Raw genomic sequence first — 17,161 nt, forward strand, 5'->3', positions numbered from 1 at the left:
CCGCCCGCCGGGTGCTCACTACTCCTCGGCGAACGGCTGGATGGCCTGCGCCACCGCCAGCTCCTGCCTCGCCTCGCTCAGCTCCGAGTTCGTCGCCCTCAACCGGTCCGACAGCACCTGGACGAAGCTCCACAGCATCTTCACCGCCAGGATGGACTCGCGCTTCATGAGTCCCATCAGATCCGAGCGTGAAATCACCATGGTGCGCGTGGGCTCGACCGCCCGCACGGTGGCCGAACGGGGGGCGTTGTCGATGAGCCCCATCTCTCCGAAGTGCCCACCCGGGCGCAGCTCGGCGATCTCCACCCCGCTCTTCTCGATGACCACCCGGCCCCGGATGACCACGAAGAGCTCCTCGCCCGGCTGGCCCTCCACGACGATCTCCCTCCCGGCCGGGAAGGTGCGCGTGGTGGCGATGGACAGCACCGCCGTCTGCTCCTTGTAGGTGAGGTGGCGGAAGAGCGGAATCTTGCGCAGCGCCTCCATGCGGCTCTGCGCCTCGGAGGTCTCCGCCTCCATGGTGCCTTCGCCGGAGACCTTCACCACCACCGCGGTGATGTTGTCCTTGCCCCCGCGCTCGTTGGCCAGGTCCACGAAGCGCTTGGGCAGCTCCGCCGGCTGCGTGCCCTGCACCAGCGGCAGCACCTCGTCGTCGTCCAGGTAGCCGTGCAGACCGTCCGAGCACAGCAGGAACAGGTCCCCCGGGAACAGGTCCACAATGAGCGTGTCGACCTGGACGGACTCCTGGATGCCCACCGCGCGGGTGATGACGTTGCGGTACTGCGAGGTGGCGGCCTGCTCCTTGGTGATGGTGCCGGCCTTGAGCTGGGCGGCCACCAGGGTGTGATCCTCGGTGAGCCGGTGGCACTGGCCGTGACGCACCAGGTAGATGCGCGAGTCACCCACATGGCCGATGACGCCCTTGTTGCCGCTCACGGCGAGGCACACGAAGGTGGTGCCCATGCCGCGCTTGGTGGGGTCCGCCAGGGCCATGCGGAAGATGTCCGCGCACGCGCGCTGGATGGCCACCTCCATCAGGGCCTGGGCCGCGTTGCGCGCGTCCTGGCTCGTGTTGGTGCTCAGGTCCTTGAGCAGGTGCCGGTTGGACACCATGTGCTGGCGGACCACCTCGGTGGCACGGTTGCTGGCCACCTCGCCCGCCGCGTGCCCTCCCATGCCATCGGCCACGATGAACAGGCCGAGCGGGGCGTCCACGAGCATCGCATCTTCATTGTGTTGCCGCTTCCGGCCCACGTCCGTCTGACCGAACGCCTCTGTCATCAATGGCACCGCGAACGCTCCCTGTTCCCTCGAAAGGGGTGAATCACACGTTTCGAAGCCCGTGAAAGGGCTGACAAGCTCACGGTCCCACCCGCCGCGACAACACCTTCGTGAAACCACTCGCCAGGTAGAACGTCACCTCCACCTGGCCGAAGCGCAGCTTCGTCCCGTCCGTGATGGGAGAGGGGCGCCGCGGGGTCAACCGCACCCCTCCCACGAACGAGCCGTTCTTCGAGCCCGCGTCGGTGAGGATGAAGCGGCCATCCGTCTCGCGCTGGAACCACGCGTGGAAGCGCGACACCGTGCCGTCGTCCAGCACCACGTCGTTGTTGCCCGTGCGCCCCACGGTGATTCCCCGGCCGAACGCGTTCTCCTGATTCTTGACCACCGGGAAGACGATGGGCTCGCCCACCCCCAGCATCGGCGTGGACACGCTGGTGAGCGTCTTGAAGTGGTGGTGCGTCTCGTCGTCGTCGTCCCCCTCGGACGCGCTCAGCAGGGAGGGCGCGGGCGAGAACACGAGCAGCGCCGCCGGCAGCGTGCGCTCATAGTCCGCCCGCTCTCGCTGGAAGCGGCCGATGTGGAGGCTGAGAAGCTCGACCATTCGCTACACACTTCACCCCACCCGGGGGGTGGGGGTCCAGAGGCGCCTAGCGCCAGTCCGCATAGAATCCCAGTTGCAGTCCGCCCACATACGACCGGGACAGACTCGACCGCCTGTAGTTGTAGGGATCACCATATCCCACGGTGAAGCCGAGGGAAACGGAGCTGAAGCGGTAGCCGATGCGCGCCCGCCCATCCAGCAGGCCGCCCAGGTAGGACTCCTCGTCCTTGGGGCCATTCTGGAAGCGGGCGTGCAGCCAGGTGGGGCCGGTGCCGATCTGGAAGCCCCACTCCCAGCCGGGCCCGCGGCGGCTGGTGTACCCCAGGGCGAACATCAGCGAGTAGTACTGGAAGGACGTCATGGGGACGCTCTCCCCCTCGACGACGGTGGACGGGCGGACCACGGCGAGGGCCGCCATGGGCTCGATGAGCAGCCCGAGGGCATCCGTGCGGCCCTGGAAGAAGACGAGCTGCCACTGGATGCGGGCCTGGGGGGCGATGACGTCCGGGCGGATGAAGGTGCCCAGGTAGGCCGCCCGGGGGACCCAGGGAGGCGTGGGCGAGGGCGGCTGGGGAGCGGGCTGGGCCAGTGCGGCCGAGGCGAGACACAGGGTGAACAGGACGCAGGGCACAAGGCGACGATTCATGACGCTTCCTTACCTCGCTTCCGGCCAGGGCTTGTCAAGCGCTTGTCAACGCGGGTTTACGTTGGCTATAGCACGTTACCCCCACCCTGTACGGGAGGGTTCCAAGGAGTCGTTTCCCACATGCCCGGTGCGTCAACGCGTACAGGCAACACCAAGAAGAGTCCCGCGCGGACCGAGACCCTGGTCCGCAAGGCGGCTGCCGCCGCCACGGGCCTGCTGGACCGGAGTGAGCGCGTGCTGGTCGTCTACGACGAGGGAGGGGCCACCCTCTACTACGAGTCGGACGACGCGGAGGATGGCATAGGCCGCCGCAAGCTGCCCCACGCCTCCTGAAGTGACGAAGTCGTGAAGTGAAGCGGCGTGCCGGCTGCGCCGCCCGGAGCCCTGGACCGTACGTCTCCGGAAGTCAGTCCCCAGCCGGAATCCCGAGCTCCCCGCTCGGACCCACCGATGAGCGCCGTCACGGGGAACGGCGCCCGGTACTTCCCCGCCCTCCACCATGACGAAGATGGATGAAGCCCTGGTAGCGGCCGTGTGCGAGGTGGCGCGGGAGGCCGGACGGGCCACGCTCCCGTTCCATGGAGGCGCCGTCTCCGTCGAGCGCAAGGGGGATGACTCCCCACTGACGGCCGCGGACAAGGCCTCGCACGCGCTCATCCTCGACGCACTGCGGCGGCTGACGCCCGACATCCCCGTGCTCTCCGAGGAGTCCAGCGAGAAGGACGTGGCCGGGCGGCGCTCGTGGCGCACCTTCTGGCTGGTGGATCCGCTCGACGGCACCAAGGAGTTCATCAAGGGCAGCGGCGAGTTCACCGTGAACATCGCCCTCATCTCCGGCTCCGAGCCCGTGCTGGGCGTGGTGCACGTGCCCGTCACCGGCGTCACCTACTGGGGCCAGAAGGGCGCGGGGGCCTTCGTGGCCCGGCCCGGCCAGGCGCCAGAGGCCATCCGCACCCGGCCGGCGAACCTCGAGCGGCTCGTCATCGTGGCGAGCAAGGACCACGCGGGCCCCCAGGTGGAGGCGCTGTTGAAACGGCTCACCACGGCGAGCACCGCGAATATGGGCAGCTCGCTGAAGTTCTGCCTCGTCGCCGAGGGCAAGGCGGACTTCTACCCGCGGCTCCAGCCCACCTGCGAGTGGGACACCGGGGCGGCCCAGTGCGTCCTGGAGGCCGCGGGCGGCGCCGTGACGGACCTGGCGGGACGAAGGCTCGTCTACAACAAGGAGCAGATCCTCAATCCGTCCTTCCTCGCCTTCGGCGACTCCCGCCCGGATTGGCTCGCGCTGCTCGAGGGACGCTGAGCCAATATTCCCTCTCCCCTCGGGAGAGGGGAAATGGACGCAGTGGAGGGGAAATGGACGCGCTGGCGGGGCAATGGGCGCGTTGTCGGCGCTGAGTCCCTGGGGCACTCCTTCACGGACGATCAGGTGATCAGCCCGCGCTCCCTCAGCGTGGTGAGGACACGCTCCACTCCCACCTCCACCGTCTCCGAGTCGGTGCGCACCAGCACGTCGGGCGACTCGGGGGCCTCGTACGGGTCCGAGATGCCGGTGAAGTGGGGGATCTCCCCCGCCAGCGCCTTCTTGTAGAGCCCCTTCACGTCACGCCGCACGAGCACGTCCAGGCTCGCCTGCGCATACACCTCGATGAAGGGAATCCCCTCCTCCGAGGCCAGCCGCCTCACCTCGTTGCGTGAGTCGCGGTAGGGCGAGATCGCCGCCGAGATGACCGCCACCCGGTGTCTGGCCAATATCCGCGCCACGTAGCCGATGCGCCGGATGTTCTCCTCGCGGTCGGGCCGGGTGAACCCCAACCCTCGCGACAGAAAGGTCCGGATCTCATCCCCGTCCAGCACCTCCACCGGGCGGGTGCTCTGCAAGCGGTGGCGGATCGCCTGCGAGAGCGTGCTCTTGCCCGCCCCCGACATCCCCGTGAACCAGACAATGAACCCCCGCGGACCCGCCGCGTCCGACAGCTCACAGCGCATGGCCACCTCCTCCCCCCCAGCATACCCACCTTCACTCACTCCCGTGTGAGACGCGCCAGCCATCACCGGGCCGAGCTTCTCCGCCAGCGCGGCGGGCGTGGGCGACTCCATCACGTCCTTCAATGCCAGCCGGGTTCCAAACCGATCCGCCAGCCACGCCGTCAGCCGCAGCGCCATGAGCGAGTCCCCGCCGAGCGAGAAGAAGTCATCGTGAATGCCGACCTCCCCCAGGCGGAAGACGTCGCGGAAGCACTCGATCAGCGTCTGCTCGGTGTCGTTACGGGCCGGCACCACGGCGGCACCCCGGCGTGCAGCCTTCGCGGGCGCCAGGGTCCGCGAGGGCGGTGGCGTGGGAGGCTGTCCGGCCGGCCCGGCTCCCCCCGGTGTGGACGGCGCCACGGGCTCGAGCCAGTACCGCTCGCGCTCGAAGCCGTAGCCCGGCAACACCACGCGGCGGCGGCGCTCCCCGGCGCGGAACCGCTCCCAGTCGATCTCCACCCCCGCGAGCCACGCCTCGCCGAGCGGCACCAGCGGACTGGCCGGCGGAGCGGAGACGTCCGGCAGCGAGGCCACCACCGGCTGCGACGTGCGCGCCGGGTGCTGCCGCGCGAGCGCGCTCAGGATGGAGCCCGGCCCCACCTCGATGAACGCCCGCTCCCCCGAGGAGAGCAGGAAGGCCAGGCCGTCGGAGAACCGGACCGTCTCCCGCAGGTGACGCACCCAGTACCCGGGATCCGTCGCCTCGCGCTCCCCCAGCCAGCGCCCGGTGACGCTCGACACCACCGGCAGCTTCGGCGGACACAGCTTCACCTGTGACACCCGCCGCCCGAAGTCGGCGAGGTACGGCTCGAGCATCGACGAGTGCATCGCCCTCGGGTAGCGCACCCGCTTGAAGGAAACGCCCCGCTCCCCGAGCACCTTCTCCAACACGTCCACCGCCTCCACGGGCCCGGCGATCACACACGTCCCGGGGCCATTGATCGCCGAAACGGACAGCTCCGGCCCGAGCAGCGGCTCGACCTCCCCCACGGGGGCGAGCACCGAGACCATGGCGCCCTCGGGCATCCCGTCCACCAGGAGGGCGCGCGCCGCGACGAGCGACGCGGCCTCCTCGAGCGTGAAGACACCCGCGAGGCAGGCCGCCACGTACTCTCCGAGCGAGTGGCCCAACAGGGCCTCGGGCTCCACGCCCCAGGAGCGCCAGAGCTGCGCGAAGGCCCAGTCACAGGCGAACAGCGCCGGCTGCAACCACCTCGGCTGATCCAGCTCGCGGCTCGCGGCGTCGAAGCGCTCGGACGGCGCGAACATCACCTCCCGGAGATCTCCCCCGAGCGGCCCGCGCATCAGCCCGGCGCACCGGTCGAGCGCTTCACGGAACACGGGCTCTCGCAGGAAGCAGGTGCCCATGTTCACGCGCTGCGCGCCGCCTCCCGGGAAGAGGAACACCGCCCCCCGCCGCACGGCCTCGTCGTGTGCCGTACGCACCCGTCCCGGCTCCCGGCCCGCGAGCCATGCCCCCGCCTCCTCGCGCCGGCCGATGATGACCGCGCGCCTGAACGGGAAACGGGCCCGCCCCACCTGGAGGGTGTGGGCCACGTCCGCGAGCGGCTCGCTCCCCTGCCCCAGGTGCCCGGCCAGCGCATCCGTCATCCTCTCGAGCGCGGCCTCGGACTTCGCCGACACCAGCACCAGCTCCTCGTCACGCCGGGGCGCATCGCCCGGGACAGCGGGAGGCTCCTCCAGGATGACGTGGGCGTTGGTGCCGCCGAAACCGTAGGAGCTCACCCCCGCGCGCAGCGGCGTGGGACCACTCCACGGGCGTGCCCGGTCCACGACGTAGAACGGGCTGCGCTCCAGCCCGAGCCGCGGGTTGGCCTCCTGGAAGTGCAGGGTCGGCGGCAGCATCCGGTTCTCGAGCGCCAGCACCGTCTTGATGAAGCCGGCGATCCCCGCCGCCGCGTCCAGGTGCCCCAGGTTCGTCTTCACCGAGCCGAGCCCACACGAGCCCGGCGCTCCTCCGCGGAACACCTGCTCGAGCGCGGAGACCTCGATCGGATCTCCCAGCGGCGTGCCCGTCCCGTGGGCCTTGATGTACGAGATGGAACGCGGCTCGACCCCGGCCAGGGACAGCGCCTCGGAGATGGCCGCGGCCTGGCCCGTCACCGAGGGGGCGGTGAAGCCCGTCTTCGCGCCACCGTCGTTGTTGATCGCCGAGCCCAGGATGACGGCGCGGATGGGATCCCGATCGGCGAGCGCGTCGGAGAGCCGCTTGAGCACCACCACGCCGACGCCGTTGCCCGTCACCATCCCCGCCGCCCGGGCATCGAAGGCGCGGCAGCGGCCATCGGGCGAGAAGATGCCGCCCTCCTGATAACGGTACGCCTCGAGCTGCCGCGCCCGGACGCAGGCGCCCCCCGCGAGCGCCACGTCGCACTCCCCGGCGATCAACGCCTGGCACGCGACGTGGACCGCGACCAGCGACGTCGAGCAGGCGCTCTGGACGTTCAGCGCCGGGCCGGTGAGATCCAACTCGTAGGAGACGCGCGAGGCGAGGAAGTCACCGGCGGTGCCCAGCACGTTCTCGATGAGACCACGCCCATTGCGCGCGGCATGGGGCAGCACGCTGGAGAGCAGATACGTGCTGAAGGTGGCTCCCGCGTAGACGCCCGCGCGCATCGGCCTGCCCCGGGGCGCGTACCCGGCCGACTCCATCGCCGTCCAGGCACACTCGAGGAAGAGCCGGTGCTGCGGATCCATCTGCTCGGCCTCGCCCGGCGTGTAGCCGAAGAAGGTGGCATCGAAGCACTCGGAGTCCTCGAGCACGCCGGCCGCGGCCATCCAGCCCTCCTCCGAGGGAAGGCCGGCCTTCGCGCGTTGCGCGGCATCCAGGCGGGTGATCGACTCCACTCCCTCGACGAGGTTGCGCCAGAACTGGCGCTCGTCCGCCGCTCCGGGGAAACGCAGCGCGAGGCCGACGACGGCGATGGCCATGTCCCGGGACGGGACGTTTTCGTTCAGATCTTCCACGTGCATTGCTCCTCAGTTCGAGCCCGGCCGTTCGCGCCGCTGTTGCGCCAGGCGCCGCTGTCCATCCCGGCGGTTGCCATTTCCGGAAGCCGGCCCCCCGGCGGCGGCCGTCCCCTCTCCGCGTGCGAGCCGCGCGGCCAACGCACGCACCGTGGGGAACTGGAAGAGCTCCACCAGGGGGAAGCGGTGGCCCACCCACGCCTCGGCCTTCACGTGCACCGCCTGGAGCAGGAGCGAGTTGCCGCCGAGATCGAAGAAGTTGTCGTCCGCGCCCACGCGATCCAGCCGGAGCACCTCGGCCCAGATGGCCGCGAGCGACTGCTCGAGCCCCGCTTCCGGAGCGACATAGGAGTCACCGGAGACGGGCCGGTGCATGTCCGGCATGGGCAACGCCGCGCGGTCCACCTTCCCATGGGGCGTGAGCGGCAATGCCTCCAGGAACACGAAGGCGGAGGGCACCATGTGCTCCGGGAGGGTCTGCTTCAGCCAGGTCCGCAGGGCCGTGCTCCCCGCCGGAGGCCGAGGTGACACGGGCACCACGTACGCCACCAGCCGCTTGCCGCCCGGCACGTCCTCGCGTGCCACCACCACCGCTTCCTTCACCTCCGCGTGGCCCACCAGCGCCGACTCCACCTCTCCCAACTCGATGCGGAAGCCCCGGAGCTTCACCTGCGCGTCGGAGCGGCCCAGGAACTCCAGCGAGCCTCCGGACAACCACCGGCCCAGGTCTCCCGTCCGGTACATCCGGGCGCCCGGCGCTCCATTGAAGGGATCCGGGAGGAAGCGCTCGGCCGTCAGCTCCGGCCGCTCCAGGTAGCCCCGCGCGACCCCCGGGCCTCCCACGTACAACTCCCCCGTCACGCCCACCGGCACGGGCCGCAACCACCTGTCCAGCACGTACACCCGCACCTCGGGCAGCGGCCGCCCGAGCGTCGGCCTCGAGGCGTCCACGTCCGCGTTGGAGGTGGCGCAGACCGTCACCTCCGTCGGGCCATACTCGTTGATGAAGCGCCGTCCCGGCCGCCACTTCGCCACCTGCTCCGGGGTGCACGCCTCGCCCCCGGAGACCACGGTCTCGAGCGCCGGGTACTCCCCCTCCTGCTGCGCCAGCACCGAGGGGGTCATCGCCCACAGCGTCACCCGCTGCTTCTTCAGCAGCGCGTCCAGCGGCGCGCCCGGCAGGAGCGACTCCCGCGGCGCCATCACCACGCACCCACCCACCACCAGCGTGGGGAAGATGTCCGTCACCGAGACGTCGAAGCCGAGCGCCCCGTACTGCAGCACCCGGCTGCCCGCGTGCAGCCCGCGCGTTTCCACCGCCGCCAGCACCGTGTTGCACAGGCCCCGGTGGGTCAGCAGCGTCCCCTTGGGCCTGCCCGTACTGCCCGAGGTGAAGATGACGTAGGCCAGGTGGTCCACCCCCACGTCCGGCGCCGGATTGTCCTCCGGCTGGAGCGCCAGCACCCCGGCCTCCGCGTCCAGCAGCACCCGCCGCTCGCCCCGCGAGGGCAACCCGTCCGCCAGGGCCCGCGAGGTCACCAACACCGGCATGCGGGCCTCGTCCATCATGAAGGCCAGGCGCTCCGAGGGGTAGGAGGCATCCAACGCCACATAGGCGCCTCCGGCCTTGAGCACGCCGAGCAGGGCCACCACCATCTCCAGGGAGCGCTCCAGGCACACGCCCACCCGCGCCTCCGGCCCCACGCCCAGGCTCCGCAAGCGGTGGGCGAGCTGGTTGGCCCGCTGGTTGAGCTCCCGGTACGTGAGCTGGCTGTCCTCGAAGGCCACGGCCACCGCGTCCGGCGTGAGCGCCACCCGCTCCTCGATGAGGTGATGGGAACACGTGTCCTGGGGGTAGCCCGCCCGGCGTCCGTTCCACTCCACCAGCACCTGGGCCCGCTCGGCCTCGCCCATCAGCGGCAGCTCGGAGACGCGCTGTCCGGCGTCCGCCACCACGCCCTCCAGCAGCGTCCTCAGGTGCCCGGCCATCCGCGCGAGGGTGGAGGCCTCGAACAGCGCCGTGTTGTACTCGAGGCCTCCCTCGAGTCCCTCCTCCGTCTCCGTCAGCGCCAGCAGCAGATCGTTCTTGGCCGTCTGGCTGTGGAGCTCCACCGGCCGCGACACCACCCCCGGCAGCGCCAGTTGCGGCGCGGCGTGATTCAGGGCGAACGCCACCTGGAACAGCGGCGCGCGGCTCGTGTCGCGGGTGGGCTTCAGCGCGTCCACCAACATCTCGAAGGGCACGTCCTGGTGCTCGTACGCCCCCAGCGCCGTCTCCCTCACCCGCCCCAGCAACACGCGGAAGGGCTCCTCTCCCCTCACCCGCGCCCGCATCACCAGCATGTTGACGAAGAAGCCGATCAGCCCCTCCAACCCGGCATGGCCTCGGCCGGCGATGGGCGAGCCCACGCACACGTCCTCCTGCCCCGAGTAGCGGTGCAGGAGGATCTGCCAGCCCGCCAGCAGCGTCATGAAGAGCGTCACCCCCTCGCGCCGGCTCAGCTCGCGCAACCCCTCGGTCAGCGCCAGGGGCAGGTGGATCCGGTGCCACGCGCCCCGGTAGGACTGCACCGGCGGCCGCGGCTTGTCCGTGGGCAGCTCCAACGCGGGCGGCGCGCCCCGGAGTTGCTCGCGCCACCAGGCGAGCTGCGCTTCCAGCACCTCGCCCCGCAGCCACTCCCGCTGCCACCGCGCGTAGTCGGCGTATTGGATGGGCAGCCCGGCCAGCGGGGACTCGCCGCCCGCCAGGAAGGCCTCGTACAGCGCCTTCAGCTCCCGGACGAGCACCTCCAGCGACCAGCCATCCGACACGATGTGGTGCACCACCAGCACCAGCACGTGCTCCGCCTCTCCGAGCCTCAGCAGCGCCACCCGCAGGAGGGGCCCCGCCGCCAGCGCGAACGGCCGCCGGACCTCCTCACCCGCCCGCCGCAACGCCTCCGCCTCACGCGCGTCCCCGGGCAGCTCGCGCAGATCCACCACCTCCAGCGGGAGCTCTCCCCGGGCGGAAATGGCCTGGAAGGGCCCTCGCTCCCCCTGCGGGAACACCGTCCGCAGCGACTCGTGCCGCTGGAGGAGCGCGTGGAAGCTCCGCTCCAGTACCGCCGTGTCGAGCGCCCCCTCCAGCCGAAGCGCCAGGAAGACGTTGTAGAGCGGGCTGTCCGGCTCCAACCGGTCCAGGAACCACAGCCGCTGCTGCGCGAAGGACAGCGGCGGCACTCCGTCCCCGGGCATGGGAAGCAAGGGGGGAGGCCGGAATGCCCGCGTCCCCTCCGCCGGCGCCTCGAGCCGCCGCGCGAGCTCCTCCACCGTGGGCGACTCGAAGAGCACCCGCACCGGCAGCTCCCGGTGGAGCACCTCCCGCAGGCGCGACACCACCTGCGTGGCCAGCAGCGAGTGCCCGCCCAGCCCGAAGAAGTGGTCCCGCGCCCCCACGCGTGCCAACCCCAACAGCGGCGCCCAGACGTCCGCCACCAGTTGCTCCATGGGTGTCCGGGGCGCCACGTACCCCTCGCGCTCGGTCCCCTCCGCCTCCGGCGCGGGCAGCGCCTTGCGATCCACCTTGCCGTTGGGTGTCAGCGGCAGCGCCTCCAGCCGCACGAAGGCCGACGGCACCATGTGCTCGGGCAATGTCTGCTTGAGCCAGGTCCGAAGCTCCTCGGGTTTGAACCCGGGACCCGTGGCACCCTCACCCCGTCCCTCTCCCGAGGGGAGAGGGGAAGTGACCACATACGCAACCAGGTGCTTGCCGCTGGGGCTCGCGTCCCTCGCCACCACGGCCACCTCGCGCACTCCCGGGTGCTTCGCCAGCACCGCTTCCACCTCCCCCAGCTCGATGCGGAAGCCTCGCACCTTCACCTGCTCGTCCCGCCGGCCCAGGTACTCGAGCCTCCCGTCCGGCAGGTACTTCACCAGGTCTCCCGTCCGGTACAGCTTCGCTCCCGGCTCCGTGCTGAACGGGTGCGGCACGAACTTCTCCGCCGTCAGCTCCGGCCGGTTCAGGTACCCGAGCGCCAGCCCGTCTCCCCCCACGTACAGCTCTCCGGCCACCCCCACCGGCACCGGCTGTCTCCACGCGTCCAGCACATAGGCTTCCGAGTTCGCCAACGGCCTGCCAATGGGCACCGACACCGCCCCCTCCGGCACCTCCCTCACCTCGTGGAAGGTCGAGAGCGTCGTGTTCTCCGTCGGCCCATAGCCATTCACCAGGTGCCTCGGCGCGCCCCGCTCCAGGACCCGCCTCAGCGACTTCACGTCCGCCGCCTCGCCCCCGAACATCACGTACTTCACCGTCTGGAAGGCCTCCGGGCACTCGGCCACCGTCTGGTTGAACAGCGCCGTGGGCAGGAATGCCGTGCTGATCCGCTGCTCCCGGAGGAACGCGGCCAGCGCCCTCGGGGACAGCGCCGTCTCCCGGGGGACACCCACCACGCACCCGCCGCTGAGGAGCGCCACCCACAGCTCGAAGGTGGACCCGTCGAACGAGGTGTTGCTCAGCTGCGTGACCCGCTCCGCCTCCGTCAGCCGGACATACCCGGTGCCGCACACCAGCCGGACAATGCCCCGGTGAGGGATGCACACGCCCTTGGGCCGGCCCGTCGAGCCCGACGTGTACATGACGTACGCCATCGCCTCCGGCCCGCTCCGCTCGCCAGGGTCCTCCCCGCTCTCGCTCGCGAAGGCGTCCCACCGGGGCTCCAGCGGCACCACCTTCGCGCTCAAGGGTGGCAGCTTCGACACCAGCTCCGGCTGCGTCAGCACCACGGGCAGCGCCGCGTCCTCCCCCATGAACGCCAGGCGCTCCCGCGGGTACGACGCGTCGAGCGGCACATAGGCTCCGCCCGCCTTCAAGATGCCGAGCATCGCCGCCACCAGCTCCAGCGAGCGGCTGGCACACAGCCCCACCCGCGTCCCCGCCCCCACGCCCAGCCGCCGCAGGTGTCTCGCCAGCTGGTTGGCCCGGCGGTTCAACTCCGCGTACGTCAGCCGCTCGCCCTCGTACTCCACCGCCAGCGCCTCGGGCTGGCGCGCCACATGCGCCTCGAACAGCTCATGGAGGCACGCCTCCCGCGGGTACTCCGTGCGCGTCGGGTTCCACTCCACCAGCACCTGGCGCCGCTCCGCTTCCGACAACATCGGCAGCGCCGCCAGCGTCCGCTCCGGGTCCGCGAGCGCTCCCTCCAGCAGCCGAGCGTAGTGCGCCGCCATCCGCGCCACCGTCGCCTCGTCGAACAGCTCGCCGTCGTATTCCCACAACCCCACCCACCCCGCCGCCGTCTCCCGCATGAACAGCGTGAGGTCGAACCTGGCCACGCCGGGCTCGAAGTCGAGCTCCTCCACGGCCACGCCGGGCAACTCGAGCGCGGCGAAGGGCGCGGCGCCCTGGAGCACGAACGAGGCCTGGAAGAGCGGCGTGCGGCTCAAATCCCGCACCGGCTGAAGGGCGTCCACCAACCGCTCGAAGGGCACGTCCTGGTGGGCATAGGCCCCCAGACACGCCTCCCGCACCCGCTTCAACAACTCCCGGAAGCTCACCTCGCCCGGGGCCTCCACCCTCAGCGCCAGCGTGTTGGCGAAGAAGCCCACCAGCCCCTCCACCTCGCGCCGGTTGCGCCCGGAGATCGGCGTCCCCACCACGATGTCCCGCTGTCCGCTGTAGCGCGCCAGCAGGGCCTGGAAGCCCGCCAGCAACGTCATGAACGGCGTGACCCCCTCCCGGCGGCTCACCTCCCGCACCGCTCCGGACAGCGCCGGGGGCAGCTCCACCCTCCGCACCGCCCCGCGCGAGGACCGCACCGCGGGCCTGGGCCTGTCCGCCGGCAACTCCAGCACCGGCGGCGCTCCCTCCAGCTCCCGCTTCCACCACGCGAGCTGCTCCTCCAGCACCTCGCCCTTCAGCCACTCCCGCTGCCACACTGCATAGTCCGGGTACTGCACCGGCAGGGACGGCAACGCCGGCGGCTCTCCTCGCGAGTGGGCCCGGTACAGCTCCGTCAGCTCCCGCTCCATCACCCCCAGCGACCAACCATCACAGACGATGTGGTGCAGCGTCAGCACCAGCACGTGCTCGTCCGCCGCCAGCCGCAGCAGCTTCGCCCGCAGGAGCGGCCCCTTCTCCAGCTCGAACGGGCGCCGGGCCTCCTCCTCCACCCTCCTCCGGGCCGTCCCGGCGCGCTCTCCCTCGGGCAGCGCCTCCAGGCTCTCCACCGGTAGCGCGAGCTCCGGCTCCGGCGCGATCCGCTGGACCGGCCGTCCACGCTCCAGACCGAACGTCGTCCGCAACGCCTCGTGCCGCCCGACGAGCGCCACCAGACTCCGCTCCAACGCGGCCACGTCCAGGTGCCCCTTCAGCTTCGCGGCGAGCGGGACGTTGTACGCGTACCCTCCCGGTGCGAGCTGCTCCAGGAACCACAGCCGTTGCTGCGCGAAGGACAGCGGCAACTCCCCCAGCCGCTCTGCCTTCGCCATGGAGGGCAGACCGCGACCCCGCCGGCCCACCGGCTTCTCCTCTTGTGCGCTCATGAAGATTCTCGTGTCCTGGACGGAGTGGTGGAAAGGAGCACGGAGCGCCGGAACCCCTGCCCTGAACGGACCTGCTTCGGCTGGCTCAGGCGATGAGCCCCCGCGCCCGCAGCGCGGCGAGGATGCGCTCCACTCCCGCATCCACCGTCTCCGAGTCGGTACGGACCGTCACCTCGGGCGACTCGGGAGGCTCATACGGGTCGGAGATGCCGGTGAAATGAGGAATCTCCCCGGCCAGGGCCTTCTTGTAGAGCCCCTTCACGTCCCGCTGGACGAGCGCGTCCAGGCTCGCCTGCGCATACACCTCGATGAAAGGGATTCCCGCGTCCGAGGCCAACCGCCGCACCTCGTCGCGCGACTCACGGTAGGGCGAAATGGCCGCGGAGATGACGGCCACCCGGTGTCTGGCCAACACCCGGGCCACGTAGCCGATGCGCCGGATGTTCTCCTCGCGGTCGGGCTTCGTGAAACCCAGCCCTCGCGACAGGAAGGTCCGGACCTCATCCCCGTCCAGCACCTCCACGGAGCGGGTGGACTGCAACTGGTTGCGGACGGCCTGGGAGAGGGTGCTCTTGCCCGCACCGGACATGCCGGTGAACCAGACAATGAAACCCCGGGGGAACGCTGCGTCTGAAGTGGACTGGCTCACGGATGTGCACCCGAGGTCTGCGTCGCTGGACCGTTGATCATTCCGGCGGCCACGGTGGCGTTCGTCCCCTCGTCGATGAGGATGAAGCTGCCGGTGTGGCGGTTGCGCCGGTACTCGTCGAAGAAGAGCGGCACGGTGGTGCGCAAGGACACCCGGCCGATCTCGTTCAGCTCGAGGGACTTGCGCTCCCCCTCCCGGTGGAGCGTGTTCACGTCGATCCGGTACTGGATGTCCTTGACCAGCGCCCGGGCCGAGCGCGTGGTGTGCTTGATGGCCAGCCTGGCGCCGGGCCGCAGCGGCTGCTCCACCATCCAGCACACCATGGCGTCGATGTCCTGCGAGACGGTGGGCGGGTTGCCCGGCCGGCACAACATGTCTCCCCGGCTGATGTCGAGCTCCTCCGTCAGCGAGAGGTTGACGGACATGGGAGGGAAGGCCTCCTCCACGGGCGTGCCGGCCAGCTCGATGGCGCGGATGCGCGAGGTGAAGCCCGAGGGCAACACCACCACCTCATCGCCCGGCCGCAGCACACCGCCCACCACCTGCCCGGAATAGGCCCGGTAGTCGTGGAGCTTCCGGGAGATGGGACGGGACACGTACTGCACGGGGAAGCGCACCTGGATGAGGTTGCGATCCGAGGCGATGTGCACGTTCTCCAGGTGGTGCAGCAGCACGGGGCCCTGGTACCAGGGCATCTTCTCCGAGCGCGTCACCACGTTGTCGCCGTTGAGCGCGGAGATGGGGATGAAGGTGAGGTCCGTGAGCTCCAGCTTCATGGAGAACTCGCGGAACCCGGCCTTGATGGACTCGAAGACGGCCTCGTCGTAGCCCACCAGGTCAATCTTGTTGACGCACAACACCACGTGGGGCACGCGCAGCAGCGAGGCGATGAAGGCGTGGCGCCGCGTCTGCTCGAGAATGCCCTTGCGCGCGTCCACGAGGATGAGCGCGAGGTCCGCGGTGGAGGCCCCCGTCACCATGTTGCGCGTGTATTGGAGATGGCCGGGGGTGTCCGCGATGATGAACTTGCGCCGGGGCGTGGCGAAGTAGCGGTAGGCCACGTCGATGGTGATGCCCTGCTCCCGCTCGGCGCGCAGGCCATCCATGAGGAGGGCGAGGTTGACGTACTCGTCCCCGCGCGCCTTGCTGGTGCGCTCCACGGAGGTGAGCTGATCCTCGAAGATGGATTTCGTGTCGTACAGCAACCGGCCAATGAGGGTGCTCTTCCCATCATCCACCGAGCCAGCCGTGGCGAACCTGAGCAGTTCCATCTAGAAATACCCCTCGCGTTTGCGGTCTTCCATGGCCGTCTCGCTGAACTTGTCGTCGGCCCGGCTCGCCCCCCGCTCGGTCACCCGGGAGGCGGCGACCTCCTGGATGACCTGCTCCACCGTGGAAGCGGTGGACTCGACACAGGCGGTGCACGTCATGTCGCCCACGGTGCGGAAGCGCACCTGGGCTGTCGCCGCCCGCTCACCCGGCAGCAGCGGCAGATAGGGCGAGCACGCCATCCACATGCCGTCGCGGAGGAACACCTCGCGCCGGTGGCTGAAGTAGATGGACGGCAGGGGAATGCGCTCCTGGTGGATGTATTGCCAGATGTCCATCTCGGTCCAGTTGGACAGGGGGAAGACGCGGATGTGCTCCCCGCGGCGGTGGCGGCCGTTGTAGAGGCTCCACAGCTCGGGCCGCTGGTTCTTCGGGTCCCACTGGCCGAACTCGTCGCGGAAGGAGAAGACACGCTCCTTGGCGCGGGCCTTCTCCTCGTCGCGGCGGGCGCCACCGAAGACGGCGTCGAACTGGTGCTTCTCGATGGCGTCGAGCAGCGGCGCCGTCTGCAGCCGGTTGCGCGAGGCGCGCGGGCCCTTCTCCTCCACCACCCGGCCCGAGTCGATGAACTCCTGCACCGAGGCCACCACCAGGCGGGCGCCCAGGGCGGCCACGCGCTCGTCCCGGTACTCGAGCACCTCGGGGAAGTTGTGCCCCGTGTCCACGTGCATCAACGGAAAGGGCAGCGGCGCGGGCGCGAAGGCCTTCTCCGCCAGCCACAGCATCACGGCGGAATCCTTGCCACCGGAGAACAGGAGGACGGGCCGCGAGAACTCGGCCACCACTTCCCGCAGGATGAAGATGGACTCGGCCTCCAGGGCCTGGAGATGAGACAGCGCGTAGCTCATCGCCCCGCCTCCGCCTGCTCCCGCAGCAACTGCTCACAGAGCGTGGCCACCTCCTCCAGGGTGTTGAACAGCTCTCCCATCATCGGACGGATGCCCAGCTCCTCCTCGATGCGGTTGGCCAGCATCGTCGCGAGCAGGGAGTTGCCACCGAGCGAGATGAAATGGTCTCCCCGGCCGATCTCCTGGAGGCCCAGCAATTCACTCCAGTATCCGGCGAGTCTCTGTTCCATCTGCGTGCTGGGAGAAGGGGTGCTCATGGTGGGGCC

Annotated in this window: 11 protein-coding genes; 2 read left to right on the top strand and 9 right to left on the bottom strand. The window is 70.4% G+C overall.

What is annotated here, in order from left to right; translation table 11 throughout:
- Nucleotides 1-18 precede the first annotated feature (18 nt).
- The 3 genes from AC16DP_RS50370 to AC16DP_RS50380 form a co-directional block, all read right to left on the bottom strand.
- On the bottom strand, nucleotides 19-1,281 hold the full coding sequence (locus tag AC16DP_RS50370; RefSeq protein ID WP_329734524.1) for a Stp1/IreP family PP2C-type Ser/Thr phosphatase: 1,263 nt from the start codon (nucleotides 1,279-1,281) through the stop codon (nucleotides 19-21).
- 79 nt (nucleotides 1,282-1,360) lie between these two features.
- Complete coding sequence (locus AC16DP_RS50375) at nucleotides 1,361-1,885, bottom strand: FHA domain-containing protein (protein ID WP_329734417.1); 525 nt, start codon at nucleotides 1,883-1,885, stop codon at nucleotides 1,361-1,363.
- A gap of 46 nt (nucleotides 1,886-1,931) precedes the next feature.
- The gene (locus tag AC16DP_RS50380; RefSeq protein ID WP_329734416.1) at nucleotides 1,932-2,531 is read right to left on the bottom strand and encodes a hypothetical protein; all 600 of its coding nucleotides are present in this window, start codon (nucleotides 2,529-2,531) and stop codon (nucleotides 1,932-1,934) included.
- 120 nt (nucleotides 2,532-2,651) lie between these two features.
- Here AC16DP_RS50380 and AC16DP_RS50385 point away from each other — a divergent pair, with 120 nt between their 5' ends.
- Both AC16DP_RS50385 and cysQ read left to right on the top strand, forming a co-directional pair.
- On the top strand, nucleotides 2,652-2,864 hold the full coding sequence (locus AC16DP_RS50385) for a hypothetical protein (RefSeq protein WP_329734415.1): 213 nt from the start codon (nucleotides 2,652-2,654) through the stop codon (nucleotides 2,862-2,864).
- Between the two features lie 175 nt (nucleotides 2,865-3,039).
- Nucleotides 3,040-3,834 (top strand): 3'(2'),5'-bisphosphate nucleotidase CysQ, encoded by a 795-nt coding sequence (gene cysQ, locus AC16DP_RS50390; protein ID WP_329734414.1) that lies wholly within the window; start codon nucleotides 3,040-3,042, stop codon nucleotides 3,832-3,834.
- A gap of 122 nt (nucleotides 3,835-3,956) precedes the next feature.
- Here the strand turns inward: cysQ and cysC (AC16DP_RS50395) are convergent, their stop codons facing one another.
- The 6 genes from cysC (AC16DP_RS50395) to AC16DP_RS50420 all read right to left on the bottom strand — a co-directional run bounded on the left by cysC (AC16DP_RS50395) (nucleotide 3,957) and on the right by AC16DP_RS50420 (nucleotide 17,152).
- Nucleotides 3,957-7,547 (bottom strand): adenylyl-sulfate kinase, encoded by a 3,591-nt coding sequence (gene cysC / locus AC16DP_RS50395; RefSeq protein ID WP_329734413.1) that lies wholly within the window; start codon nucleotides 7,545-7,547, stop codon nucleotides 3,957-3,959.
- Between the two features lie 12 nt (nucleotides 7,548-7,559).
- A complete protein-coding gene (locus AC16DP_RS50400; protein ID WP_329734412.1) occupies nucleotides 7,560-14,069 on the bottom strand; it encodes a non-ribosomal peptide synthetase in 6,510 nt (2,169 codons plus the stop codon).
- 85 nt (nucleotides 14,070-14,154) lie between these two features.
- Complete coding sequence (gene cysC, locus AC16DP_RS50405) at nucleotides 14,155-14,718, bottom strand: adenylyl-sulfate kinase (protein ID WP_329734411.1); 564 nt, start codon at nucleotides 14,716-14,718, stop codon at nucleotides 14,155-14,157.
- Nucleotides 14,715-15,989 carry a sulfate adenylyltransferase subunit 1 gene (locus AC16DP_RS50410; RefSeq protein ID WP_329734410.1) on the bottom strand — a complete coding sequence of 425 codons (1,275 nt, stop codon included), beginning with the start codon at nucleotides 15,987-15,989 and terminating at the stop codon, nucleotides 14,715-14,717. Before AC16DP_RS50410 ends, cysC (AC16DP_RS50405) begins: the two co-directional genes overlap by 4 nt.
- Nucleotides 15,990-16,895, bottom strand: coding sequence for a sulfate adenylyltransferase subunit CysD (gene cysD / locus AC16DP_RS50415; RefSeq protein ID WP_329734409.1), 906 nt, complete (start codon nucleotides 16,893-16,895; stop codon nucleotides 15,990-15,992). It abuts the gene before it with no gap.
- Entirely contained in the window at nucleotides 16,892-17,152 is a 261-nt protein-coding gene (locus AC16DP_RS50420; protein ID WP_329734408.1) for a phosphopantetheine-binding protein, read from the bottom strand. The genes cysD and AC16DP_RS50420 overlap by 4 nt, the downstream gene beginning before the upstream one ends.
- Nucleotides 17,153-17,161: the final 9 nt, after the last annotated feature.

It is taken from the genome of Archangium sp., assembly GCF_057119385.1.

Coding starts and splice junctions, on each gene's coding strand:
- AC16DP_RS50410 (WP_329734410.1), bottom strand. CDS start 15,989: ATGGAACTGCTCAGGTTCGCCACGGCTGGCTCGGTGGATGATGGGAAG.
- AC16DP_RS50420 (WP_329734408.1), bottom strand. CDS start 17,152: ATGAGCACCCCTTCTCCCAGCACGCAGATGGAACAGAGACTCGCCGGA.
- AC16DP_RS50385 (WP_329734415.1), top strand. CDS start 2,652: ATGCCCGGTGCGTCAACGCGTACAGGCAACACCAAGAAGAGTCCCGCG.
- AC16DP_RS50375 (WP_329734417.1), bottom strand. CDS start 1,885: ATGGTCGAGCTTCTCAGCCTCCACATCGGCCGCTTCCAGCGAGAGCGG.
- AC16DP_RS50370 (WP_329734524.1), bottom strand. CDS start 1,281: ATGACAGAGGCGTTCGGTCAGACGGACGTGGGCCGGAAGCGGCAACAC.
- AC16DP_RS50380 (WP_329734416.1), bottom strand. CDS start 2,531: ATGAATCGTCGCCTTGTGCCCTGCGTCCTGTTCACCCTGTGTCTCGCC.
- cysD (WP_329734409.1), bottom strand. CDS start 16,895: ATGAGCTACGCGCTGTCTCATCTCCAGGCCCTGGAGGCCGAGTCCATC.
- AC16DP_RS50400 (WP_329734412.1), bottom strand. CDS start 14,069: ATGAGCGCACAAGAGGAGAAGCCGGTGGGCCGGCGGGGTCGCGGTCTG.
- cysQ (WP_329734414.1), top strand. CDS start 3,040: ATGGATGAAGCCCTGGTAGCGGCCGTGTGCGAGGTGGCGCGGGAGGCC.